General features: G+C 68.5%; 24 protein-coding genes. 5 read left to right on the top strand and 19 right to left on the bottom strand.

The features are described 5' to 3' along the window. Positions 1-7: 7 nt before the first annotated feature. The 4 genes from ACFU5V_RS19525 to dxr form a co-directional block, all read right to left on the bottom strand. Positions 8-844 (bottom strand): GNAT family N-acetyltransferase, encoded by an 837-nt coding sequence (locus ACFU5V_RS19525; protein ID WP_015890310.1) that lies wholly within the window; start codon positions 842-844, stop codon positions 8-10. A 94-nt stretch (positions 845-938) separates the two neighbouring features. Further along, positions 939-2,096: a flavodoxin-dependent (E)-4-hydroxy-3-methylbut-2-enyl-diphosphate synthase gene (gene ispG / locus ACFU5V_RS19520; protein WP_072937829.1), complete on the bottom strand. Its 1,158-nt coding sequence runs from the start codon at positions 2,094-2,096 to the stop codon at positions 939-941. A 41-nt stretch (positions 2,097-2,137) separates the two neighbouring features. Then, the gene (locus tag ACFU5V_RS19515; RefSeq protein WP_378701295.1) at positions 2,138-3,358 is read right to left on the bottom strand and encodes a M50 family metallopeptidase; all 1,221 of its coding nucleotides are present in this window, start codon (positions 3,356-3,358) and stop codon (positions 2,138-2,140) included. Between the two features lie 6 nt (positions 3,359-3,364). Continuing rightward, complete coding sequence (gene dxr / locus ACFU5V_RS19510) at positions 3,365-4,522, bottom strand: 1-deoxy-D-xylulose-5-phosphate reductoisomerase (protein ID WP_378701293.1); 1,158 nt, start codon at positions 4,520-4,522, stop codon at positions 3,365-3,367. Between the two features lie 120 nt (positions 4,523-4,642). On the opposite strand from dxr, the gene ACFU5V_RS19505 reads away from it, so the two are divergent. Further along, positions 4,643-4,912, top strand: a complete 270-nt coding sequence (locus ACFU5V_RS19505; RefSeq protein ID WP_378431397.1) for a DUF2631 domain-containing protein — start codon at positions 4,643-4,645, stop codon at positions 4,910-4,912. A gap of 81 nt (positions 4,913-4,993) precedes the next feature. Here ACFU5V_RS19505 and rlmN read toward each other — a convergent pair whose 3' ends face one another. Further along, entirely contained in the window at positions 4,994-6,103 is a 1,110-nt protein-coding gene (gene rlmN, locus ACFU5V_RS19500; RefSeq protein WP_015890306.1) for a 23S rRNA (adenine(2503)-C(2))-methyltransferase RlmN, read from the bottom strand. A 114-nt stretch (positions 6,104-6,217) separates the two neighbouring features. Between rlmN and ACFU5V_RS19495 the strand changes: the two genes are divergently transcribed. Further along, positions 6,218-6,631, top strand: coding sequence for a lipopolysaccharide assembly LapA domain-containing protein (locus ACFU5V_RS19495; protein ID WP_378431398.1), 414 nt, complete (start codon positions 6,218-6,220; stop codon positions 6,629-6,631). An 82-nt stretch (positions 6,632-6,713) separates the two neighbouring features. Beyond that, positions 6,714-7,565, top strand: coding sequence for an HpcH/HpaI aldolase/citrate lyase family protein (locus ACFU5V_RS19490; protein ID WP_378431399.1), 852 nt, complete (start codon positions 6,714-6,716; stop codon positions 7,563-7,565). 9 nt (positions 7,566-7,574) lie between these two features. Here the strand turns inward: ACFU5V_RS19490 and ACFU5V_RS19485 are convergent, their stop codons facing one another. The 6 genes from ACFU5V_RS19485 to rpsB all read right to left on the bottom strand — a co-directional run bounded on the left by ACFU5V_RS19485 (position 7,575) and on the right by rpsB (position 12,591). Beyond that, positions 7,575-8,276: a class I SAM-dependent methyltransferase gene (locus ACFU5V_RS19485; protein ID WP_378701291.1), complete on the bottom strand. Its 702-nt coding sequence runs from the start codon at positions 8,274-8,276 to the stop codon at positions 7,575-7,577. A 10-nt stretch (positions 8,277-8,286) separates the two neighbouring features. Continuing rightward, complete coding sequence (locus ACFU5V_RS19480; RefSeq protein ID WP_378431401.1) at positions 8,287-9,213, bottom strand: phosphatidate cytidylyltransferase; 927 nt, start codon at positions 9,211-9,213, stop codon at positions 8,287-8,289. Positions 9,214-9,241: 28 nt separating this feature from the next. Further along, positions 9,242-9,799, bottom strand: a complete 558-nt coding sequence (frr, locus tag ACFU5V_RS19475) for a ribosome recycling factor (RefSeq protein WP_015890301.1) — start codon at positions 9,797-9,799, stop codon at positions 9,242-9,244. Between the two features lie 81 nt (positions 9,800-9,880). Further along, positions 9,881-10,609: a UMP kinase gene (pyrH, locus tag ACFU5V_RS19470; protein ID WP_015890300.1), complete on the bottom strand. Its 729-nt coding sequence runs from the start codon at positions 10,607-10,609 to the stop codon at positions 9,881-9,883. A 178-nt stretch (positions 10,610-10,787) separates the two neighbouring features. Then, a complete protein-coding gene (tsf, locus tag ACFU5V_RS19465) occupies positions 10,788-11,612 on the bottom strand; it encodes a translation elongation factor Ts (protein ID WP_378701288.1) in 825 nt (274 codons plus the stop codon). 112 nt (positions 11,613-11,724) lie between these two features. After that, positions 11,725-12,591 carry a 30S ribosomal protein S2 gene (gene rpsB, locus ACFU5V_RS19460; RefSeq protein WP_015890299.1) on the bottom strand — a complete coding sequence of 289 codons (867 nt, stop codon included), beginning with the start codon at positions 12,589-12,591 and terminating at the stop codon, positions 11,725-11,727. A 316-nt stretch (positions 12,592-12,907) separates the two neighbouring features. On the opposite strand from rpsB, the gene ACFU5V_RS19455 reads away from it, so the two are divergent. After that, positions 12,908-13,435, top strand: a complete 528-nt coding sequence (locus tag ACFU5V_RS19455) for a M23 family metallopeptidase (protein WP_378701286.1) — start codon at positions 12,908-12,910, stop codon at positions 13,433-13,435. Between the two features lie 54 nt (positions 13,436-13,489). On the opposite strand, the gene ACFU5V_RS19450 is transcribed toward ACFU5V_RS19455, so the two are convergent. Both ACFU5V_RS19450 and ACFU5V_RS19445 read right to left on the bottom strand, forming a co-directional pair. Further along, positions 13,490-14,515 (bottom strand): MinD/ParA family protein, encoded by a 1,026-nt coding sequence (locus tag ACFU5V_RS19450; RefSeq protein WP_378701513.1) that lies wholly within the window; start codon positions 14,513-14,515, stop codon positions 13,490-13,492. 125 nt (positions 14,516-14,640) lie between these two features. Then, positions 14,641-15,567 (bottom strand): tyrosine recombinase XerC, encoded by a 927-nt coding sequence (locus tag ACFU5V_RS19445; protein ID WP_378431403.1) that lies wholly within the window; start codon positions 15,565-15,567, stop codon positions 14,641-14,643. Positions 15,568-15,652: 85 nt separating this feature from the next. Between ACFU5V_RS19445 and ACFU5V_RS19440 the strand changes: the two genes are divergently transcribed. Then, positions 15,653-16,822, top strand: a complete 1,170-nt coding sequence (locus ACFU5V_RS19440; protein WP_378431419.1) for a multidrug effflux MFS transporter — start codon at positions 15,653-15,655, stop codon at positions 16,820-16,822. Between the two features lie 26 nt (positions 16,823-16,848). Here ACFU5V_RS19440 and ACFU5V_RS19435 read toward each other — a convergent pair whose 3' ends face one another. From ACFU5V_RS19435 to ACFU5V_RS19410, 6 genes are all read right to left on the bottom strand, one after another. After that, positions 16,849-17,628 carry a siderophore-interacting protein gene (locus tag ACFU5V_RS19435; RefSeq protein WP_378701284.1) on the bottom strand — a complete coding sequence of 260 codons (780 nt, stop codon included), beginning with the start codon at positions 17,626-17,628 and terminating at the stop codon, positions 16,849-16,851. A gap of 312 nt (positions 17,629-17,940) precedes the next feature. After that, entirely contained in the window at positions 17,941-19,095 is a 1,155-nt protein-coding gene (gene dprA / locus ACFU5V_RS19430; RefSeq protein WP_378431406.1) for a DNA-processing protein DprA, read from the bottom strand. Beyond that, positions 19,092-20,600, bottom strand: coding sequence for a YifB family Mg chelatase-like AAA ATPase (locus tag ACFU5V_RS19425; RefSeq protein ID WP_378701280.1), 1,509 nt, complete (start codon positions 20,598-20,600; stop codon positions 19,092-19,094). The genes dprA and ACFU5V_RS19425 overlap by 4 nt, the downstream gene beginning before the upstream one ends. Further along, entirely contained in the window at positions 20,600-20,956 is a 357-nt protein-coding gene (locus tag ACFU5V_RS19420) for a YraN family protein (RefSeq protein ID WP_378431408.1), read from the bottom strand. Before ACFU5V_RS19420 ends, ACFU5V_RS19425 begins: the two co-directional genes overlap by 1 nt. A gap of 209 nt (positions 20,957-21,165) precedes the next feature. Then, on the bottom strand, positions 21,166-22,038 hold the full coding sequence (locus ACFU5V_RS19415; protein WP_378701278.1) for an LLM class F420-dependent oxidoreductase: 873 nt from the start codon (positions 22,036-22,038) through the stop codon (positions 21,166-21,168). A 52-nt stretch (positions 22,039-22,090) separates the two neighbouring features. Then, on the bottom strand, positions 22,091-22,993 hold the full coding sequence (locus tag ACFU5V_RS19410) for an Lrp/AsnC family transcriptional regulator (RefSeq protein ID WP_378701276.1): 903 nt from the start codon (positions 22,991-22,993) through the stop codon (positions 22,091-22,093). Between the last annotated feature and the right edge of the window lie 126 nt (positions 22,994-23,119).

Genomic DNA, 23,119 nt, shown 5'->3' with positions numbered 1-23,119 from the left:
CAGCGCGTCAGTCCAGCAGAATTGTGGCGAACGTCGCGACCTGCCGGAAGCCGATGCGTGCGTACGCGCTGCGGGCGACCGTGTTGAAGCTGTTGACGTAGAGACTGGCGATGCGGCCCTCCGCGATGACGGCCTCCGCGACCGTCGCGGTGCCCGCCGCACCGAACCCGTGTCCGCGGTACATCGGGTGCACCCAGACGCCCTGGATCTGCCCGACCCGCGCGGACACCGAACCGACCTCGGCCTTGAACACCACCTGATCGTCCTCGAATCGCGCCCACGCCCGGCCGGCGGCGATGAGATTGGCGACGCGGCGCCGGTACCCTCGACCGCCGTCGTTGGCCCGGGGATCGATGCCGACCTCCTCGATGAACATCGCGACGGCGGCAGGCAGGTACTGCTCGAGTTCGTGCATCCGCACCTGCCGGACCAACGGATCCGGTCGGCACTGCGGGGTACTCGCCAACGCCAGCAGCGGCTGGTCGGGCCGGACCTCGCGGGCAGGCCCCCAATCCAGCTCGAGCATCTCCCACAGCGGCAACGTCAACTCGGCCCGCCCGACCAGCGACGAGCACATGCGCGGCGTGCGACAGGCGCGGTCGGCGAACGCCCGCATGTCGTCGATGCTGCCCCGCAGCGGCACGAAATTCGCGCCCGAGAAGCACAACGATTCGAGCGGCCCGCCCCGACTCCACAACTCCCCGTGGATCATCCGGGGATCGATACCGCCCTCTTCGACGCGAGCGGCAACCATGCAGGCGGCGACAGGATCGGCGTCGAGAACGCGGAGCACGTGTGCTGCGTCCCGACTGCTCAACTGTTTGGCACCGAGGAGCTTGAGCATCTACCCAACCTTGTCAGCTAGTGGACCTGCCCACCAGATTGCCACGAACTCGCCGGAAACGGGAGACGTTTCGTCGGCCGCTGCGGGCGCCGTGTCAGCTGACCGTCACCACGGGAGATCCGGACGTCGCATCGCCCTCCATCTCCTCGGCGATCCGCATCGCTTCCTCGATCAACGTTTCGACGATCTGCGCTTCCGGCACCGTCTTGATGACCTTGCCCTTGACGAAGATCTGGCCCTTGCCGTTGCCGGATGCGACACCCAGATCGGCCTCGCGGGCCTCACCCGGACCGTTGACGACGCACCCCATGACGGCCACGCGCAGCGGGATCTCCATGCCCTCGAGTCCGGCGGTCACCTCGTCTGCCAACGTGTACACGTCGACCTGGGCGCGCCCGCACGACGGGCAGGACACGATCTCGAGCTTCCGGGGCCGCAGGTTCAGCGACTGCAGGATCTGCGTGCCGACCTTGATCTCCTCGGCGGGCGGGGCGGACAGCGACACCCGGATGGTGTCGCCGATGCCGTCGGCCAGCAGTGCGCCGAACGCCACCGCCGACTTGATCGTGCCCTGGAACGCGGGACCGGCCTCGGTCACACCCAGGTGCAGCGGGTAGTCGCACTGCGCCGCCAGCTGCCGGTAGGCCTCGACCATGATCACCGGGTCGTTGTGCTTCACCGAGATCTTGATGTCGCCGAACCCGTGTTCCTCGAACAGTCCCGCCTCCCACAGCGCGGACTCGACGAGCGCCTCCGGAGTGGCCTTGCCGTACTTCTGCATCAGCCGCGGGTCGAGGGATCCGGCGTTGACGCCGATGCGGATCGGGATGCCGGCGTCTCCTGCCGCCTTCGCGACCTCCTTGACGCGTCCGTCGAACTCCTTGATGTTGCCGGGGTTCACGCGGACGGCCGCGCAGCCGGCCTCGATCGCGGCGAAGATGTACCGCGGCTGGAAATGGATGTCGGCGATGACCGGGATCTGGCTCTTCTTCGCGATGGTCGCGAGCGCGTCGGCGTCCTCCTGCCGCGGGCAGGCGACGCGCACGATGTCGCAACCGGATGCCGTGAGTTCGGCGATCTGCTGCAGCGTGGCGTTGACGTCGTGGGTCTTGGTGGTGCACATCGACTGCACGGAAACCGGGAAGTCGCTGCCGACACCGACAGATCCGACCTGGAGCTGGCGAGTCTTGCGGCGAGGTGCGAGAACGGCGGCCGGGCCTTCGGGCATACCCAATCCGACAGGGCTGGTCACGTGGGTGCCTTCTTTCGTAGCTTCAAGTCCGAGTTTAGCGTTCACTGGAAGAGCTTGATCGGGTTGACGATGTCCGCGGTCAGTGTGAGGAGCATGTATGCGCCGCCTATGACGATCACCACATAGGTGACGGGCAGGAGCTTCATGTAGTCGACGGGTCCGCCGCCGGGAAGTCCGCGCCTGCTGCGGAACCAGTCCCGGACCCGTTCGTAGACGGTGACCGCCATGTGCCCGCCGTCGAGCGGCAGCAACGGCAGCAGGTTGAACATTCCGAGGAAGAAGTTCAGGCTCGCCAAGAGCAGCACGAACGCTTCCCAGATTCCCTGTTCGGCGATCTGACCGCCGATGACGCTCGCGCCGTACACCGAGATCGGGGTCTCCGGGTCCCGTTCGCCGCCGGTCACCGCGTGCCACAGGTCGACGGCCTTGCTCGGCATCTGCACCAGCCGCTCGGCGGTCATCACGAACATGTCGCCGGTGAACTCGAACGACGCGGGAACCGCGGAGAGGGCCGAGTGCTCGACGACGCTCGGGGTCGCGCCGATGCCGATCGCACCGACCGTCGCCTCGTGCGGTTCGGTCTCGCCCTTCTCCTGGACCCAGCGCTGCACCTGCTGGACCGGGACGACGATCGTCTGTTCCTCGCCGTCCCGCTCGACCGTGAAGTCGACCGGACCGGACAGCGAACGGGTCGCGGCGGCCACGTCGGCGAACGTGGGCGTGTCCTTGCCGTCGACCGCGGTGATGACGTCGCCGGTCCTGATGCCCGCCTGCTCGGCGGGGCCCGGGCCGGTGCACTCGGACAGGGCGAAGTCGGGGCCGGGCCCCTGGGTCGGCGCCGCGCACCCGACCGACCCGACGACCGCGTCGGTGGACCGGTTCAGATCGGGCAGCCCCCAGCCGACGGCGAGGACGTACACCAGCACGAGCCCGAGGACGAAGTTCATGCCGATGCCGCCGGACATCACCGCGAGGCGCTTCCAGGTGGGCTTCTTGTACATGGCCCGGTCTTCTTCGTCCGGTTCGAGTTCGTCCAGCGCCGTCATTCCGGCGATGTCGCAGAACCCGCCGAGCGGGAGCGCCTTGAGGCCGTACTCGGTCTCACCGCGGCGGAAGGAGAAGATCTTGGGTCCGAAACCGATGAAGTACCGGCGGACCTTCATGCCGGTGGCCTGCGCCACCCACATGTGCCCCGCTTCGTGAAGTGCGATCGACAACGCGATCCCGAGGGCGAAGAGAACAACGCCCACTGCGAACACCATGCAGTTCTAGCCTTCCTGCTTCACGAGCTGACGTGCTCGGTCACGTGCCCAGCCGTCGGCGGCCAGTACGTCTTCCACGGTAGCCGGTGGCGCCGACCACTCGTCCGCCTCGGACAGCACGGACGCGACGGTGCGGACGATGCGCGGGAACCGGATGATCCCGTCCAAGAATGCCTGAGCGGCGACCTCGTTCGCAGCGTTGTAGACGGCGGTGAGGCATCCCCCACCCTTGCCCGCCTCGCGCGCGAGGTCGACCGCGGGGAACACCTGCGAGTCGAGTGGCTCGAAATCCCAGGTGGACGCGGTGCTGAAGTCACAGGCCGCGGCGGCGCCCGCGACCCGGTGCGGCCAGCCGAGGGCCAGCGCGATCGGGAGCTTCATGTCCGGTGGGCTGGCCTGCGCGAGCGTCGAGCCGTCGGTGAACGTGACCATCGAGTGCACGATGGACTGCGGGTGCACAGTGACGTCGATACGGTCGTAGTCGACGCCGAACAGCAGGTGCGTCTCGATCAGTTCGAGCCCCTTGTTGACGAGAGTCGCCGAGTTCAGCGTGTTCATCGGCCCCATCGACCACGTGGGGTGGGCGCCGGCCTGCTCGGGTGTCACCGATTCCAGTCGATCGGCCGTCCAGCCGCGGAACGGCCCACCCGAGGCGGTGAGGACCAGGCGGTCCACCTCGCCGGCGCTGCCCCCGCGCAGGCACTGCGCCAGCGCCGAGTGCTCGGAGTCGACCGGCACGATCTGTCCCGGCGCCGCGGCCGCCGTCACGAGGGGCCCGCCTGCGACGAGCGACTCCTTGTTGGCCAGGGCGAGCCGCGACCCGGACTCGAGCGCGGCCAGCGTCGGCTCCAGACCCAGCGAACCGACCAGTGCGTTGAGCACGACGTCCGCTTCCGTGGTGCGCACGAGTTCGGTGACGGCGCCGGATCCGCTCAGCACCCCGGGCAGATCCAGCGCTGCGGCCGCGCTCGGATCCGCGACGGCGACGGACGACACACCCGTCTCGCGAATCTGCCGGGCCAGCAGGTCGACGTTTCCGCCGCCGGCCGCGAGCCCCACCACCGTGAACTTGTCCGGGTTGGCGGCCACCACCTCCAACGCCTGGGTGCCGATCGAACCTGTGCTGCCGAGCAGCAGGACGCGAGTGGGCCTGTTTTCATCCACCCACCCATTGTTCCTGATGAAATGCGGACCACCCGCCACGGATGGCCCCACTACATACGACGGACAGTCGTATGTCACGATATGTCGAGTAGCGCAACCGAATCTGCAGGAGGATCGATCGTGGCCGGTACCCAGTTGGAGCCCTCGTCCAGCGACCCCATCGTGGCCGCACACATCGACACCGCGGAGGTCCCGTCGGCGGCATGGGGCTGGAGCGGTGAGGCGCCGAAGACGTTCCGGTTCTTCGGATGGTTCTTCGCCGTGTTCCTGCTGCTCATGATCATCGGCAACCACACCGGCCTGGTCGAGGACCTGTGGCTGATCGCGTGCGCGGCCATCATGGTCCTCATCCTCGTCCGCGACATCGTCCTGCGGCGCAAGCCCCGGTAGCACCGGACCACGAACGAAACCCCTCGCCCCGATCACTCGGGAACGAGGGGTTTCGTCGTATCGGCCCGCGTGACGAAATACTCAGTTCTCGGCGGCGAGCTGGCCGCAGGCGGCGGCGATCTCCTGGCCGCGGGTGTCCCGCACCGTGCAGGACACACCCTGCGCCAGCACGCGCCGGACGAATTCCTTCTCCACCGGCTTCGGGCTCGCGTCCCACTCACTGCCCGGGGTGGGGTTCAGCGGGATCAGATTCACGTGCACCAGCGGACCGAGCGCCTTGCGCAGTTTCTTGCCCAGCATGTCGGCGCGCCACGGCTGATCGTTCACGTCCCGAATCAGCGCGTACTCGATGGAGACCCGGCGGCCGGACTTGTCCGCGTAGTAGCGGGCGGCGTCCAGGACCTCCGCCACCGACCAGCGGTTGTTCACGGGGACCAGGGTGTCGCGCAGTTCGTCGTCCGGGGTGTGCAGCGACACGGCAAGCGTCACGCTGAGATCCTCGTCCGCGAGCTTGCGGATGGCGGGCGCCAATCCCACGGTCGACACCGTCACCGAGCGTTGCGACAACCCGAGGCCGTCGGGGGCGGGCGAGGTGATGCGGCGGACGGCCGCGACCACGCGCTTGTAGTTGGCGAGCGGCTCCCCCATGCCCATGAACACGACATTCGACAGCCGGCCCGGACCGCCGTGGACGTCACCGTCGCGCAGGGCGGCGGCCGCGGCACGCACCTGGTCGACGATCTCGGCGGTCGACAGGTTGCGTTGCAGCCCGCCCTGCCCCGTCGCGCAGAACGGGCACGCCATCCCGCACCCGGCCTGACTGGAGATGCACAGCGTCGCGCGGTCGGGGTAGCGCATGAGGACGCTTTCGAGCAGCGTCCCGTCGTTCGCCTTCCAGAGCGTCTTGCGGGTGTCGCCGCCGTCGCAGGCCAGGTGCTTGACGGCGGTGAGCAGCGTCGGGAACAGCGCCGCGCCCACCTGCTCGCGCACAGCGGCGGGAAGGTCGGTCATCTTCTCCGGATCCGCCTCGAGCCGCGCGTAGTACTGCCGGGCCAGCTGGTCGGCGCGGAACCCGGGCAGACCCAGCTCCTTGACGGCCTCCCGCCGCTCGGTGGAGTCGAGGTCCGCGAGATGCTTGGGGGGCATCCCACGCCGGGGCGCGGTGAAAACGAGGGGAAGCGAGACAGCCATAGTTTCTCCATTGTCCCATTGATTCGGGGGTCGTTGTCGTGCGGATGCCTGATCGACGTTGTTTCGCCGCCCGATGCGCATGCGGAACCCGCCCAGGTGGGTGAAGATCAACTCATGTCGACAACACCGGACGACCCCTCGAACTTCCCACCGGACGTCCCGGCCGGTCGTGGTCCCGGCACCGGACCGGCGCCACCGGACCCGGCACACCCCGACACGCCACCGGCGGGCACCGAGCATCCCGACGTCGCCCGCCGCAAGGGCATCAAGCACACCCGGGTGGGGGCCACCTGGACCGGCCTGGTGATCGGAATCATCGTTCTGGTACTGCTTCTCGTGTTCATCCTGCAGAACCTCGACAGTGTGACCCTCGAACTGTTCGCCTGGGAATTCACGCTCCCGCTGGGCGTCACCCTGCTGTTCGCGGCGATCGCGGGCGCGGTGATCATGGCCCTTGCGGGCGGTGTCCGCATCATCCAGATCCGGCGGGCGGCGAACCGGCAGCGGCGCCTGAACAGTAATTTCTAACTGAACAATAGTTACGCAAGTGGATTGCGCCCCGCCCTGCGAGCAGAATTACTGTCGTGGATATCACCGGAACGGCACGACTGTGAAGGCCGACATGGAGACGACTGTGGCACCGCGCATCGCGGCTGAACAAGCACGATCCTGGCTGCTGGTTCCCGCCGGCACACCCGAAGGATTCGAGGCGGCGCACACCAGCGCCGCGGACGCGGTGATCCTCGACCTCGAGGACGCCGTCACTCCCGACCGCAAACCGCGGGCCCGGGCCGACGTGGTCGCCTGGCTCGGCGAGACCCGCCGCGCGTGGGTGCGGATCAACGACGCCACCACCCCCTACTGGGCGGACGACCTGGCAGCGCTGAACGGGGTGCCCGGACTCGAGGGCGTCATGCTCGCCAAGACCGAGAGCGGTATGCAGGTCGACGCGACAGCCGAGCGGCTCCCCGAGGGCACGAAGGTGCTCGCCCTGGTCGAATCCGCGATGGGGCTCGAGGCGGCACCCGAGATCGCCCGGACGGAGGCCACGTTCCGCCTGGCGTTCGGCAGCGGCGACTTCCGTCGCGACACCGGCATGGACGACTCACCGCTGGCGATGGCCTACCCCCGATCCCGGCTGACGGTCGCCAGCCGGGCCGCCCGGATCGCACCGCCGATCGACGGCCCCACCCTCGGCACCGACATCGACGCGCTGGTCCGCGCGTCGGCACTCACCCTGTCGATGGGCATGACCGGGAAGCTGTGCATGACCATCGCGCAGACGGCGCCGGTCAACGACGCGCTGAGCCCGTCGCCGGCCGAGGCCGAATGGGCGCGCGACGTGATCGCCGACCTCGGCGAGGACGGATCCGGGGTGCGGGACGGCAGCGACCTCCCCAAGCTGGCGAAGGCCAAGAAGATCAACGCGCTCGCGAAGCTCTTCCACATCGCACCGCGGTAACGACACCGGTCAGAGCAACTCCAGCCCGGCGGGCTTTCGGCGGACGTGCACGCGGTAGCGCACGTCGAGAGTCACGCCGGGTGTCTGCGCGAACGCCGTCGACGCCGTCTTCTTCGTGAACTCGATGCCGAGAACGGCGCGCAGCGCTTCCCGGTTCGGGAAGCGCCATCGGGTCTCCACGCGCACCAGATCGAACCCCTGGGCCGTGAAGAACGACTCCACGGTCGCCGGGTGGTACTGCGGCAGGTCGGCGCGCATCCACTCGCCGTACGGATGGGCCGTCGCGTCGAGATCGACCACCACCAGCGCGCCGCCCGGGCGCAATACCCGCATCGCCTCGCGGATTCCGCGGCCGCAACCCGGTCCGAAGAAATACGCGGTCCGCGCGTGCACGACATCGACGGACGCATCGCCGAGGGGTATGCCCTCCGCGGAACCGTCGAGCACCCGGACGTTCGGCAGGTGCCCCACCCGGGCGCGGGCCCGTTCCCGAAGCGGCGGATGCGGTTCGATGCCGAACACCGACGCCGCGGACTCCGCGAAGACCGGCAGATGGAAACCGGAGCCGCAGCCCACGTCGGCGACGACGCCGCCCGTCCAGCCGACGGCACCGCGCAGGTGCCGGAAGATCGCCCCGTCCACGTCCTGGGCACGATTCTCCACCTCGTACCACTCGGGCCAGTGCCAGATGTTCGGGCTGGGGATGGTCACGGCAGCGCGGTCACACGAGGACCGTGAGCACCAGCCACGTCACGAACGCCGACGGCAGCAGGGAATCGAGACGGTCCATGATCCCGCCGTGCCCGGGGAGCAGAGTGCCCATGTCCTTGATGCGCAGCTCGCGCTTGACCTGGGATTCGATGAGATCGCCGAGCGTGGCGGTCACCACCAGGACGACGCCGAGGAGCACACCGATCATCGAGTTCTCGTCGAGGATCAGCGTGACCGTCAGCAGGCTTCCGATCACGCAGAACAGCAGCGAGCCGAAGAATCCCTCCCACGACTTCTTGGGACTGATCGCCGGCACCATCGGATGCTTGCCGAACAGCACGCCCGCCGCATAACCGCCGACATCGGAGCAGACCACGCCGATCATCAGGCACAGCACCCGCCCGGCGCCGTCGTCCTGCAGCACCATCAGCACCGCGAACGACGCCAGCAACGGAATCCAGGAGGCCACGAACACGGTGATCGCCGTGTCCCGGAGGAAGTTCTGCGGTGTCGCCTTCAACCCGTGGTCGAACAGGCGCCAGACCATGCACACCAGCACCGTGCCCGCGAAGGCGCTGAGCACACCGACCGGGCCGAACGGCCACCCGAGCCACAGGATCGCCTGACCCCCGGCGATCAGCGGGATCCGGGGGGCGCTGATGCCTGCCTCGCGGAGCCGCTTCGTGACCTCCCACGTGGCCACGGCCATCGCGACCGCGACCACCCCGATCCACACGAGGGGCACGTAGACGAGGATCAGGATGAGCGCGACGCCGAGCCCGACGCCGACGCCGATCGCCGCGGGGAGGTTGCGCCCGGCCTTGGACTTCGCGGCCGCGGCCGGTTCCGGCGCGGGCTTCCCCTCGGAGACCGGCTCCGAGGAATCGCCCTCGGAGATGGGTCCCCCTGGGGTTCCGTGTTCTGCTGGCACGGTCACTGTCCCCGATCCACTCCTCGTCTCGTGACTAAACTTCCAGTAACTCGGCTTCCTTGTGCTTCACCAGTTCGTCGACCTGCGCGACGTACCGGGCGGTCGTCTTGTCGAGTTCCTTCTCGGCCCGCCCCACCTCGTCCTCGCCGGCCTCGCCGTCCTTCTGGATCCGGGACAGCTCGTCCATCGCCTTGCGGCGCACGTTCCGCACGGACACCTTCGCGTCCTCGCCCTTGGACTTGGCCTGCTTGACCAGTTCGCGGCGACGTTCCTCGGTGAGCTGGGGAACGGAGATGCGGATCAGGTTTCCGTCGTTCGACGGGTTCACGCCCAGATCGGAGTTCCGGATCGCCGTCTCGATGGCGTTCAGTTGCGAGGCCTCGTACGGCTTGACGACGACGAGTCGCGCCTCCGGCACATTGATGCTGGCGAGCTGCGTGATCGGCGTGAACGCGCCGTAGTAGTCGATGCCGATGCGGTTGAACATGCCAGGATTCGCACGGCCCGTGCGGATCGATCCGAGATCGTCCTTGGCCACCGTGACAGCCTTCTCCATCTTCTCCTCGGCTTCGAAGAGAGCTTCATCAATCACGGCTGTTCCTCCATGTCGTTCTGCATCGATTCGTCACTGCCTCTGTTTCGAGAAAACCCTGTGTCGAGCGTGGCACGCGCGTCATGACTTGACGAGCGTTCCGATCTTCTCACCGGACACCGCCCGAGCGATATTCCCCTCGGTCAGCAGATTGAACACCATGATCGGCATCTGGTTGTCCATACACAGGCTGAAGGCCGTCGCGTCGGCCACCTTCAGCTCCTGCTCGATGACCTCACGGTGCGTGATCTGCGTGTACATCGTGGCGTTCGGGTCGAGATTCGGGTCCGCGGTGAACACGCCGTCGACGGCCTTGGCCATCAGCACCACCTCGGCGCCGATCTCGAGGGCCCGCTGCGCCGCGGTCGTGTCGGTCGAGAAGTACGGCATGCCCATGCCGGCGCCGAAGATCACGACGCGCCCCTTCTCGAGGTGACGCTGGGCGCGCAGCGGAATGTACGGTTCCGCCACCTGGCCCATGGTGATCGCCGTCTGCACCCGGCTGTCGATGCCCTCCTTCTCCAGGAAGTCCTGCAGAGCAAGGCAATTCATGACGGTGCCGAGCATGCCCATGTAGTCGGAACGCGCGCGGTCCAGACCTCGCTGCTGCAGTTCCGCGCCACGGAAGAAGTTGCCGCCGCCGATGACCACCGCCACCTGCACCCCGGATCGCACGACCTCGGCGATCTGCTCGGCGACCTTGGTCACCACGTCGGGGTCGAGACCGACCTTGCCACCACCGAACATTTCTCCGCCGAGTTTGAGAAGGACTCGATGGAATCCCGTACGTTCGTTGGCTGGTTCGGACATTGCTCTCCTCAGTTCCACAGCACTCGTCGATTTCGACAGCGGCCGAGCGCACCCACGCGGCTACCCGGCCCATTCAGACGGCCATCCTCATCCTGCCTCATCAGGACGGTGGCGGTATACGTAGGCCCCGCCGGGCGAGCGCACTCGTCCGACGGGGCCATACGACTCACACGAGCGGCTACGAAGCACCGACCTCGAAGCGAACGAAGCGCTTGATGGTGACGCCTGCCTCGTCGAGGATCGCCTTGACGGACTTCTTGGAGTCCTGGACCGAGGACTGCTCGGTCAGCACGACGTCCTTGAAGTAGCCGTTGACGCGGCCTTCGATGATCTTCGGCAGAGCCTGCTCCGGCTTGCCCTCGGCGCGCGCGGTCTCCTCGGCGATGTGACGCTCGTTGGCGACGATGTCCTCGGGGACCTCGTCACGCGTGACGTACTTGGCCTTGAGAGCCGCGACCTGCATGGCGGCGCCGCGAGCGGCCTCCGCAGCGGCGTCGCCCTCACCGGTGTACTCGACGAGGACGCCGACGGCGGGCGGCAGGTCGGCGCTGCGCTTGTGCAGGTAGACCGCGACCGGCCCGTCGAACGAGGCGATCTTGCTCAGGACGAGCTTCTCACCGATCTTCGCGGACTGCTCCTGGATGACGGTGTCGACCGTCTTGCCGTCGAGCTCGAGCGCCTTGAGGGCGTCGACGTCGGCCGGCTTCGCCGCGGCGGCGACCGTGACGATCGACTCGGCGAGCTCCAGGAAGTCCTCGTTCTTCGCGACGAAGTCCGTCTCGCAGTCGAGCTCGAGCAGGACGCCGTCCTTGGAAACGACCAGGCCCTCGGCCGTGGTGCGCTCGGCACGCTTGCCCACGTCCTTGGCGCCCTTGATGCGCAGCTGCTCGACAGCCTTGTCGAAGTCACCCTCGGCCTCAGCGAGAGCGTTCTTGCAGGCCATCATTCCGGAGCCGGTGAGCTCGCGGAGCCGCTTGACGTCAGCGGCGGTGTAGTTCGCCATGGTGAGCGAGCCTCCTCATATGTCTGTTGGGACGTAAGTCAGGGTAGTACTCGGGGCAGACCGTGAAACGGCCCTGACCAAAGATCTCTTGGTCAGGGCCGTGTGCATCGGATCAGGCCTCGGTGGAGGGAGCCTCTGCTGCGGGGGCCTCGGCAGCCGGAGCCGCCTGTGCCTCAGCTGCGGGAGCGGCCTCTGCTGCGGGCGCTGCCTGCGAGAGCAGTTCCTGCTCCCACTCGGCGAGGGGTTCACCGGCGCCGGCCTCGGGCTTCGCGTCCTTGTCGGAGCTCAGTCCGGCACGGGCCTGCACGCCCTCGGCCACCGCGGAAGCGACGACCTTGGTGAGCAGGGCGGCGCTGCGGATGGCGTCGTCGTTGCCCGGGATCGGGTAGTCGACGAGGTCGGGGTCGCAGTTGGTGTCCAGGATCGCGATGACCGGGATGTTCAGCTTGCGAGCCTCGGCGACCGCCAGGTGCTCCTTGTTGGTGTCGACGACCCACACCGCGGAGGGAACCTTGGCCATGTCGCGGATACCGCCGAGCGTGCGGTCCAGCTTGGTCATCTCACGCGTGAGCATGAGGATTTCCTTCTTGGTGCGACCCTCGAAGCCACCGGTCTGCTCCATCGCCTCGAGCTCCTTGAGACGGAGAAGACGCTTGTGGACGGTGGTGAAGTTGGTGAGCATGCCACCGAGCCAACGCTGGTTGACGTAGGGCATCCCGACGCGAGTGGCCTCGGCCGCGATGGACTCCTGGGCCTGCTTCTTGGTGCCGACGAAGAGGACGGTGCCGCCGTGGGCAACGGTCTCCTTGACGAATTCGTACGCCTTGTCGATGTACGTCAGCGTCTGCTGCAAGTCGATGATGTAGATGCCGTTGCGGTCGGTGAAGATGAACCGCTTCATCTTCGGGTTCCAGCGACGCGTCTGGTGACCGAAGTGCGTGCCGCTGTCCAGCAGCTGCTTCATTGTTACGACAGCCATGGCTGTGTATCTCTCTTTCATTGCCGGTTGATGCCGAACGTCGGTGACGTTCCGCCCTGGCGCCCGTGAACCGTCGGACTCACACCGAAATGCGAGACCAGCCGACGATCCTTACACTGCGCGGACGCGCGAAGTCGGACTGTGCGAGCACAGACCGCTCGATCAGTGTACGGCCTCCACGCCCCACGCCCTAACCGCCCCTGCCACACCCCGGCCGCGCGTGCAAGGGTTCTGCGGAATCTGTGGACGAATCGAAATCCATCCACACTGTCGCCCGCCGCCCGATATTTGCCCCGACGTGCGGGATCGTCGAGCCATGACGAAGTTCGGGGCGATCCTGCGGGTCCTGACGGCGATGGTCACGGCCACGACCCTCCTCACCGCCGCGGTCCTCCTCGCCCCGCCCGCCGAAGCCGCGCCGGACGGCGACTTCGACTGGCCTCTGCACCCGCGGCCGCGGGTGGTGCGGGCGTTCGACAACCCGGAGCACGACTGGCTTCCCGGCCATCGCGGCGTGGATCTCGGAGGCGTGCCCGACGAGGCCGTGCTGTCCGCGGGCGCGGGCGTGGTGGTGTTCGCCGGCACGGTCGCGGGCAAACCCGTCGTCTCCGTCGACCACCCGGGAGGTCTGCGCACCACGTACGAACCGGTGACCGCCCGGGTCACGCCCGGGCTGCGCGTCGGCCGCGGCACCGTCCTCGGCACACTCGAACCCGGGCACCCGGGCTGCATCGCCCCCGTCGCCGCCTGCCTGCACTGGGGTCTGCGCCGCGACCGCGACTACCTCGACCCGCTCGGCCTCGTCCGGGCGGCACCCGTACGGCTCGAACCCGTCGGCGGCTAGCGCCACTCGGCCCACATCGTCGCGGCTAGCGCCACTCGGCACAGATCGTCGCGGCTAACGCCACTCGGCGACGGCGTGCCTGCCCGCCGACTCGGGGAAGTCGTCCGCGACCATCGCGGCGAGTTCGACGAACGCCTTGCGCGTCGCGGGACGCAGCAGGTCCAGATCCACGACCGAACCCTCGGCGAGGTGTTCGTCGAACGGCACCACCTTCACGGCCCTGCAGCGGAGCAGGAAGTGATTGGTCAGTTCCGTCATGTCGATCGTGCTCGACCCGGGCCTCGCCGCGCTGATGACCACGACCGTCCGCGAGACGAGGTGCCCGTAACCGTGATGCTGCAACCAGTCCAGTGTGGCGGCGGCACTGCGCGCGCCGTCGATGGCCGGCGAACTCACCAGCACCAGCGCATTGGCGAGTTGCAGCACGCCGTTCATCGCCGAGTGCATGATGCCGGTGCCGCAGTCGGTGAGGATGATGTTGTAGTACACCTGCAGGATGCCGATGACCCGCCGATAGTCGTCCTCGCTGAAGGCCTCGGAGATCGCCGGGTCCTGTTCGCTGGCGAGCACCTCGAGGCGGCTCGGCGCCTGCGACGTGTGCGCCCGCACATCGGAGTAGCGCCGGATGTCCGGCTCCGCCGCGATCAGATCCCGGACGGTCGAATGCGTCTGCAGCGGCACGCGTTGCGCGAGTGTCCCGAAGTCGGGGTTGGCGTCGACGGCGATCACACAGTCGCCGCGCAGCGACGCGAACGTCGATCCCAGCCCGATCGTGGTCGTCGTCTTGCCTACGCCGCCTTTCAACGACAGGAATGCGATTCGATAGTCCCCCTGGATCGGCTGCCGGATGCGGTCGAGCAGCGCCGCCTCGCGCGTCTCGCCCGCCGACTCCCCCGGATTCACCGATCCCCCGGTGAGCCGGTGCAGGCCGCGCCTCCACCCGCGGGTGGGAGTCTTGCGTGCCCGCGCGAGGAGCGCGTCGGCCACCAGATCCTGACTGGTCACCTGATGCCGGCCCGGGTCCGGGGCGGGACCGTCGAAGGACGGCGGGCCCCACGGATCGGCCGCGGGTTGACCCACCGAGGCGCCGCCACCGTCGTCCAGCCAGGACGGCTGCGGTCGAGTCAAGTCTTCGCGATCCACTATTTCCCCCGGGACAGTGCAGCAACAACGGCAGATTCGTGGCGCGACGCTACCAAACCGGGTCAGGCCCGCGGGTGGGCCTGATCGTGCACCGCGCGGAGCCGCGCCACGGACACGTGGGTGTAGAGCTGGGTGGTCGCGAGGCTGGCGTGCCCGAGCAGTTCCTGCACCACGCGCAGGTCGGCGCCGCCTTCGAGCAGGTGCGTGGCCGCCGTGTGGCGAAGGCCGTGCGGGCTCAGGTTCGGCGCGCCGGGGACCGCGGACAGCACGTCGTGCACGACGCTGCGCGCCTGCCGCTGATCCAGTCGCTTTCCCCGCTTGCCGAGGAGAAGCGCCTGCCCGGAACCGTCCGTCGCGACCGCGGGTCTGCCGACGTGCAACCAGAGGTCGATGGCGGCGGCGGCCGGTTTCCCGTACGGCACCGAGCGCTCCTTGTCTCCCTTGCCGATCACGCGCAGGAGCTGTCGTTCGCGGTCCACCGATCCGAGGTCGAGGCCGCACAGCTCCCCCACCCGTATTCCGGTCGCGTACAGCAGTTCCACGATGAGGCGGTCGCGAAGTGCGATCGGATCGTTCTGCTGCGCGCCCGATTCGGCGGCGTCCATCACGTCGGCCGCCTGCGACTGCCGCAGCACCGGGGGCAGCGCCCGGTGAGCCTTCGCGGCACCCAGCCGGGCGCCGGGGTCTGTGGCGATTCGCCGGGTTCGCAGCAGCCAGGCTGTGAAGTTGCGCACCGACGACGTCCGCCTGGCGAGTGTCGTCCGGGCGACGCCGGCCGCGGACTGGCCTGCCAGCCACGACCGCAGCACCTGGATGTCGAGCTCCCCGAGGTGCGCGTCCGGTGACGCCGACAACCAGTGTTGCAGCAGCGACTTCGCGTCCGCGACGTACGCCTTCACGGTGTGCGGCGATCGGCCGCGCTCGAGCCCGAGATGCCGTGTGTACTCGTCGAGTACCAGCTCCAACGGGGCCGGAAGGTCGCTGCTCATAGAGGCAACAGTCGACTCGGGCGGGACATAAATCAAGCAGCCGCGCCGCTAGAGTTCCTTTGTGCAGCGAACGATCCCCATCCCGATGTTGTGTGTTCTGGCGTTACTGTCCGCGATCGCCCCCCTGGCCACCGACATGTATCTCCCCGGCCTCCCGCTGATGACGGAGAGCCTGAACACGTCGGCGCCGAGCGTGCAGCTGACTTTGACCACGTTCATGGCCGGGCTCGGGATCGGCCAGCTCGTGGTCGGACCGCTGTCGGACGGTCTCGGACGGCGGCGCCTGCTGATCGGCGCCACCGTCGTGACGACGCTCGCCGCGATGGCCTGCGCACTCGCCCCGACCGTCGAAACCCTCATCGCCGCAAGATTGTTCCAGGGACTGAGCGGCGGCGCGGCGATCGTGCTCGCACGGGCCTGCATCGCCGACCGGGCCCGAGGAGACAGCGCCGCCCGCCTCTTCAGCATCATGATGATCATCGGCGGAGTCGCACCGGTGGTCGCGCCGCTGCTGGGCGGGGCCCTGCTCGGGCCGGTCGGCTGGCGAGGGATCTTCTGGGTCCTCACCGCCGCCGGGGTGGCAATGTTCGCGGGCGTGCTGATTCTCGTCCCGGAGACGCTTCCCGAGCAGCACCGGCACGGCGGCGGGCTCACGGCCCTCGTCCGGAACCTGCACTACGTCGTCGGCAACCGCGTGTACCTGGGTTACGCGTTCACGTTCATGTTCGGGTTCGTCGCTCTCTTCTCGTACATCTCCGCGTCCCCGTTCGTCGTGCAGAACGTCCTCGGCCTCAGCCCGGGGCAGTTCTCGATGGTGTTCGCGGTGAACGCAGCGGGAATGGTGAGCGCCGCGATCGTGAACACGCGGCTCGTGGGCACGTTCCATGCCCGGCAGCTGCTCGGTTTCGGGGTCACGCTGCTCCTGGCGGCGGGTGTCGTGCTGCTGGTCGCCGCGACAGCGATCGATTCGCCGCCCTGGTGGGCGATCCTGCTCCCACTGTTCGTCTCCGTGTCGAGCATCGGTTTCGTGATGGGCAACGCGACGGCGCTGGCTCAGGGCGAGGTGACGAAAGCCTCCGGCACCGGGTCCGCACTCCTCGGGGCCGGCCAGTTCGGGCTCGCCGCGGTGGTCTCGCCGCTCGTCGGCATCGCCGGACCCGACACCGCCGTCCCGATGGCCGTCGCGATCCCGTCGGCGGGCGCGGTGGCCATGTTGTCGCTGCTGGTGCTGACGCGGCGGACGCACAGCTCGTAGCGCGTCCGCCGCATCGGGTCAGCGTGTCAGCGGGAGGCACCCTCGCTCGCGGCGAGCTCGGACTTCCACACCCGGAAGCCTTCCTCGGTGCGGCCGCGGCGCCAGTATCCGGAGATCGACGCGGAACGCGCGGGGACGCCCCGCTCGTTGCGCACGTAGGAGCGGAGGTTGTGCATCACGGCCTGCGCCTCACCGTGGATGAACACCTGCGCGTCTCCGGGCAGCCATGCGGTGTCGCGGACCGCAGCGACGAGCGGGGCGTTGTCTCCCGACGCCGCTTCCCCGATCCGGTCGGCCGTGTCCCCGCGGTGGATCCATGTGACGTCGACACCCGTGGGTGCGTCGAAGGCGATCTCGTCGTCCGGGCCTGCGACCTCGATGATCACCCGTCCCACCGCCGACGCGTCGAGTTTCTCGACGGACGCCGAAATGGCGGGGATGGCGGTCTCGTCGCCGGCGAACAGGTACCAGTCGGCCGCCGGATCCGGTGCGAACGCCCCTCCGGGGCCGCGCAGTGTCAGGACGTCACCGGCCCTCGCGGACGCGGCCCACGGTCCCGCGACCCCGGCGTCGCCGTGGACCACGAAGTCGATGGCGATCTCACGCGCCGCCGGGTCCACCGACCGGATCGTGTAGGTGCGCAGCACCGGCGCTTCGGGGCTTCCGAATTCGAGTTTCGCGTACGCGTCGGTGAAGGCGTTGGGAACGAAGCTGTCGAATCCCGGGTCGCCGAGGACTACCCGCACCATGTGCGGCGTCAGCCATTCGGTGCGGAGCACGGTCAGTGTTGCAGTCGGCTTTGCCACAGGCATCTCTCCAATGAACTCAAGTTGGTTAGTGTTACCTAACTACGGTACAGGAGAGACCGCCGGCCGCGGCCGGCGTCGTTACGAGCCGGAAGCGATCAACAGGCTCAACACCTGCGCGACGAAGTTCCGCCACAAGTCCTCGGCTGACCCCATATCTCACTCCTTACGTGACGCTGATCCACCCGTGGGTATCGCATGCGGTGTGTGAGGCGCGTTCCTGAGACGTTTCTACTCCACGTCGTCGCCGATCGGCCGGTTCGACTCGCCGTGTGCGCAGGCCGAACCGAAACGCACCGGACCCGCCCCGCCTCACCGCTGCCGGGACCACCCCGTGTCGTCGGAGCCGACGAAGCCCTCCATCTCCAGCAGCGGGAGCACGGCACGGACCTGCTCCACCGCGACCCCGGACAGTTCGGACAGTTCCCGGACTCCGCGCGGTCCGGCGGCGGGCAGCGCCTCGTACACCAGCAGGGCGTCGCCCGACAGCGCGTCGAGATCGCGGACCACCTCGGGACCTTCCCGCAGTCCGATCGGTCCGGCCTCCTCCACCACGTCGCCGGCGTTCGCGACCAACCGCGCCTCACCCTCCCGAATCATGCGATTGCACCCGGTCGACGACGCCGACGTCACCGGACCCGGCACCGCCATCACCGGGCGCCCCAGCTTGCGAGCCCAGCTCACCGTGTTCCGGGCGCCGCTGCGCCAGCCCGCCTCCACCACGACCACCCCGTCGGACAGGCTCGCCACCAACCGATTCCGCGCCAGGAAGCGATGTTTCGCGGGAGTCGTGCCGGGCGCGTACTCACTGATCACCGCACCGTTCTGCGCGATCTGCCGCAACATCCGCGCATGCCCCGCCGGGTACGCACGATCCACACCACACGCCAGCACCGCCACGGTCAGACCCCCGACACCCAGCGCCGCACGATGCGCGGCGCCGTCGACTCCGAACGCCGCACCCGACACGATCGTCCACCCGTCGACGGCGAGATCACCCGCTATCTCCGCCGTCACGTGCTCGCCGTACCCACTCGCCGCCCGTGTCCCCACGATCGCGATCGCCCGATCGGTGAGTTCGGCCACCGGGCGCGAACCGAGCACCCACAACGCCAGCGGCGGACCCTCGTCCCGCGACCGCGACAAATTCCCGAAACCGAGAAGCCGCCACTGCGGCCACTCGTCGTCGTCCGGCGTCACGAGCCGGCCACCCATCCCTGCCACCAGCTCCAGATCGTCCGCGGCCGTGTCCACATGGGCACGGGCCACCGTGCGCTCCCCCAGCACGTCCGACAAGTCCCGCTCCCGTACCGCCCGCGCGGCCTCCTCCGGCCCCACCTCCTCCACGAGAAGGGACAGCGCCGGGCACGGCCCCTGCACCACCTTCGACAGATACGCCCACGCCAACCGGCGGGGATCAGGGAATCCACCCGGATCGCCTGTTTCACTTCGACTTTCCACCGTCATTGAAAGCTCCGATCACGAAATCCCAGTGCGGTGACCACCTGCTCGGGGCCCGGCATCGCGAGCCCGGCCAGATCGCTCACCGTCCATGCCACCCGTAACGCACGATCGGCCCCTCGGGCCGTGATCAGCCCCTTGCGCAGTGCTCGCTCCACCGGCGCCAGCGCCGGGCGCGCCAACCGGAACTTCTGCCGCAGGGCCGGGCCCGGCACCTCCGCGTTGGTGCGCCACCCGTAGTCGCTCCACCGCTCGCCTGCGGCGGCGCGCGCCTCGGCCACCCGCTGCCGGACGTCCTCCGTGCTCTCGCCGACGTCGTCGATGAACGCCCCTGTCGCGACGGCCTGCATCCGCACCCGCAGGTCCACGCGGTCCATCAGTGGTCCCGACAACTTCCCGAGGTAGCGTCGCCGGGCGGTCGGTGCGCACACGCAGTCCGCCTCCCGCGGGGGCGCGCACGGGCACGGATTGGCCGCGAGGATCAGCTGGAACCGCGCCGGGTATCGGGCAACCCCGTCCCGTCGCGCGATCCGCACCTCCCCGTCCTCGAGTGGCGTCCGCAGCGCCTCGAGCACCTTGGTTCCGATCTCGGCGCACTCGTCGAGGAACAGCACCCCGCGGTGGGCGCGACTGACCGCACCGGGTTTCGCGACACCGCTGCCGCCGCCGACGAGCGCACTCACCGACGCGGTGTGGTGGGGTGCGATGAACGGCGGCACATCGATGAGGGGGCGCTCGGGCGGCAGGAGCCCCGCCACGGAGTGGATTGCCGTCACCTCGAGCGATTCGGTCTCGGTGAGTGGCGGCAGAACTCCCGGAAGACGTTGCGCCAGCATCGTCTTCCCCACGCCGGGTGGTCCGGTGAGCATGAGGTGGTGCGCTCCCGCCGCCGCCACCTCGATGGCCCAGCGCGCCTCCGTCTGCCCCACCACCTCGCTCAGATCGGCTCGCACCGGCTGCGCAACCCACTGTGCCGGCTCGGGGTACTCGAGCTCACGCTCCTCCCGCAGCCACGCGATCGCCGCCCTCAGATCGTGCGCGCCGAGCACCTCGACACCTCCGACCAGACCCGCCTCGGGCAACGACTGCACCGGGACCACCACCGTTGCCCATCCCGCATTCTTCGCCGCCAGCACCGCGGGAAGGATCCCGCGCACCGACCGGAGCCGCCCGTCCAGCGCGAGTTCGCCGAGCAGAACGGTCTCGCGCAGTCGCTGCCGCTTCACCTGTTTGGCCGCATCGAGCACCGCAGCGACCAGCGCGAGATCGTAGACCGACCCGACCTTCGGCAGCGTCGCCGGCGACAACGCGAGGATCACCTTCGAATCCGGCCACTCCTCACCCGAATTCGCGACCGCGGCCCTGATCCGGTCGCGCGCCTCCGACAGCGCGGTGTCGGGCAGCCCGACCAGATGCACTGCGGGAAGCCCACGGCCGATGTCGGCCTCGATCTCGACCAGCTGACCGTCGACCCCGGTCACCGCCACCGAATGCGCGCGCCCCAACGCCATCAGAACGCGTCCCGGACGTGCTCGATCCGGGGTTGCGGACCGTGCCCGATCATGATGGCGACGACGTCGAACCGCACCCGCGACCAGTGCCGGTTCGATTCCCGCAGCCATTCCACCGCCAGCAGGCGGATGCGTCGCTGTTTGGAGAACGTCACCGCCTCGGCGGGAGTGCCGTATCCCAGGCCGCGCCGTGTCTTCACCTCGACGAAGACGAGCCAGTCCCCCTCGGCCGCAATGAGATCGACCTCGCCGTACCGGGATCGCCAGTTGCGGTCGACGATCTCCATGCCCGCCTCGGTGAGGTACCGGGCGGCCAGATCCTCTCCATGTGCACCCAGCGCGAGATTGTGCGCCACAGCAGCCTCCACCCCGTCCCGCGGCGGCCCACCGATGCGAACCGCGCCTCTCTCACCACCGTGGCCGACCCGGATTACGGAAGAACTCCGCGAACTGGGCCGACACTTTGGGCTGTGGATGACGTACGGGTTGTGGACAACTCGATACTCCGCGGCGCAGGCTCACCAGGAAAACGCAGGCCAAGGCTGTCAATACGGCATTCGAACGGTCAGCCGACGGCCGGCATCCAGCGGTGCGCGAGACCGGCCACCCACTCGGCGGCGTCACCCGGATCCTCGGGTGGTGATTCGACGAGGACGAGTTCGTCGACGCCCACGCCGGCCAGGGCATCGACGTGGGACGGGTCCCCGTCGCGCAGGGCGACGGCCAGGTGCAACTCGGCCGGATTTCGCCCGCTGTCCCGGCAGAATGCCTGCAGTGTCCGGATCCGTTCTGCGACGGCGTCGACGCCGTCCAGGTTGAATCCGTACCAGCCGTCGCCCCATGCCACGATTCGGCGGAGCGCGGCGTCGCTGTTGCCGCCGAGCACGACCGGGATCCGGCGATCGCGGACGGGTTTCGGGTTGACCCGGACGGAATCGAAGTGGACGAACTCGCCGTCGAACGTCGCGACGTCGTCGTTCCACAGGGTGCGCATCGCCGCGACGTATTCGGCTGCGCGCTCGCCGCGGCGCTCGAACGGAATGCCGAGTGCAGCGAATTCTTCCCTGGACCAGCCGATGCCGACGCCGAGGGTGAGCCTGCCACCGCTCATCAGATCCAGCGTCGCCGCCTGCTTGGCCATGAGCACGGGATTGTGTTCGGGCAGCAGCAGTATCCCGGTGGCGACGCCGATCGTGTGAGTGGCGGCGGCGGCGAAGCTCAGCCCGATCATGGGGTCGAGCCAGTCCGCAACGGCGGGGACGGCGATCTTTCCGTCGTCCGCATACGGGTACCGCGACGCCGACCGGTCCACCATCACGACGTGTTCGCCGGCCCACAGCGTGGCGAATCCGCTGTTCTCTGTGGCTACCGCGACCGCGTCGATCACGGCGCGGCGAGCGCCGGTGCCGATTCCGAGGGCGTGCAACCCGAGGCGCATCGGCCGATCGTCTCACAGTTGCCCGGCCGGAGTGCCCGGTTCCGGGACGCACCTATCCGCGCACGTCGAGGCTCCTGGCGTAGTGCTCCTTGAATACCTCGAGGTGCGTCCAGGTCTCCAGCGCCATCACCCCGTCGATCGTCCGGATGTGCTCGGCGAGGGAGTAGAGATCGCCCGACGAATCGGCGGCGACGGTGCCGATCAAGTCGAATCTGCCGAGCGATCGCGCCAGGAATTCGATACCCGGCAACGCCTCGATCTGCGCGCACGCTTCCCGGTCCCGCGATCCGAGGTTGACACCGATGCCCATGGCGAGGGTCCGGCCGCCGCCGCGGCGCTTCACGACCGCACCGACGCGCAGTGCGGTGCTGTCGATCAGATGGTTGACCCGATTCCGCGCAGCGCTGGGTGAGAGACCGGTCCGCTCGGCCAGTTCCAGAAACGGCATCCGGCCGTTCCGCTCCAGCAACTCGATGAGCGCGACGTCTTTCGAGTCCAGTCGCACGTCGGCCCGTAATGCGCTCTTGGGCATGAAGATTCCCCTGATGACCTCGGCATAGAACAGCGTGTTGACGGTGCGGACACCGCTCACCGTACGGATGGCGGCGATGGCGTCGTAGAGGTCCTGCCTGCCGGGGACGCGCAGTTCGGCGATGATGTTGTACTGCCCGCTGACGGCGGAGATGTAGACGGCGGCCTCCACCGCGCAGAGCGCCTCCGCCACGGGGCCCACCGGACCCGAGACGGCGACGGACACGTGCGCCATCGCCGTGAGGCCCAGCAACTCGGGATGGGCGACGGCGACGACGCTGACCGTGCCCGAGTCGAGCAACGCCTGGACCCGCGCGGACACGGCGGCGCGCGGCGCGCCGACGGTCGCGGCGAGTTCCCGGTAGGTCGCTCGACCGTTCGCCTGCAACGCCGCGATGAGCCTGGAATCCAGTTCGACACCCATAATGCCCCGAATTTCCCCAATTTCTTTCTGCACCGACGACAGAGGAGAAGAATCGCATGAATCCTGCAAAACAGCGAATTAGTACGAATATGCTTTGATTCCCGAACACATCCGTTGTAGACCGCG

It is taken from the genome of Rhodococcus sp. NPDC057529 (assembly GCF_042802055.1).
Classification (GTDB): Bacteria; Actinomycetota; Actinomycetes; order Mycobacteriales; family Mycobacteriaceae; genus Rhodococcus_F.
This window is presented reverse-complemented; position numbering and strand designations above follow the sequence as displayed.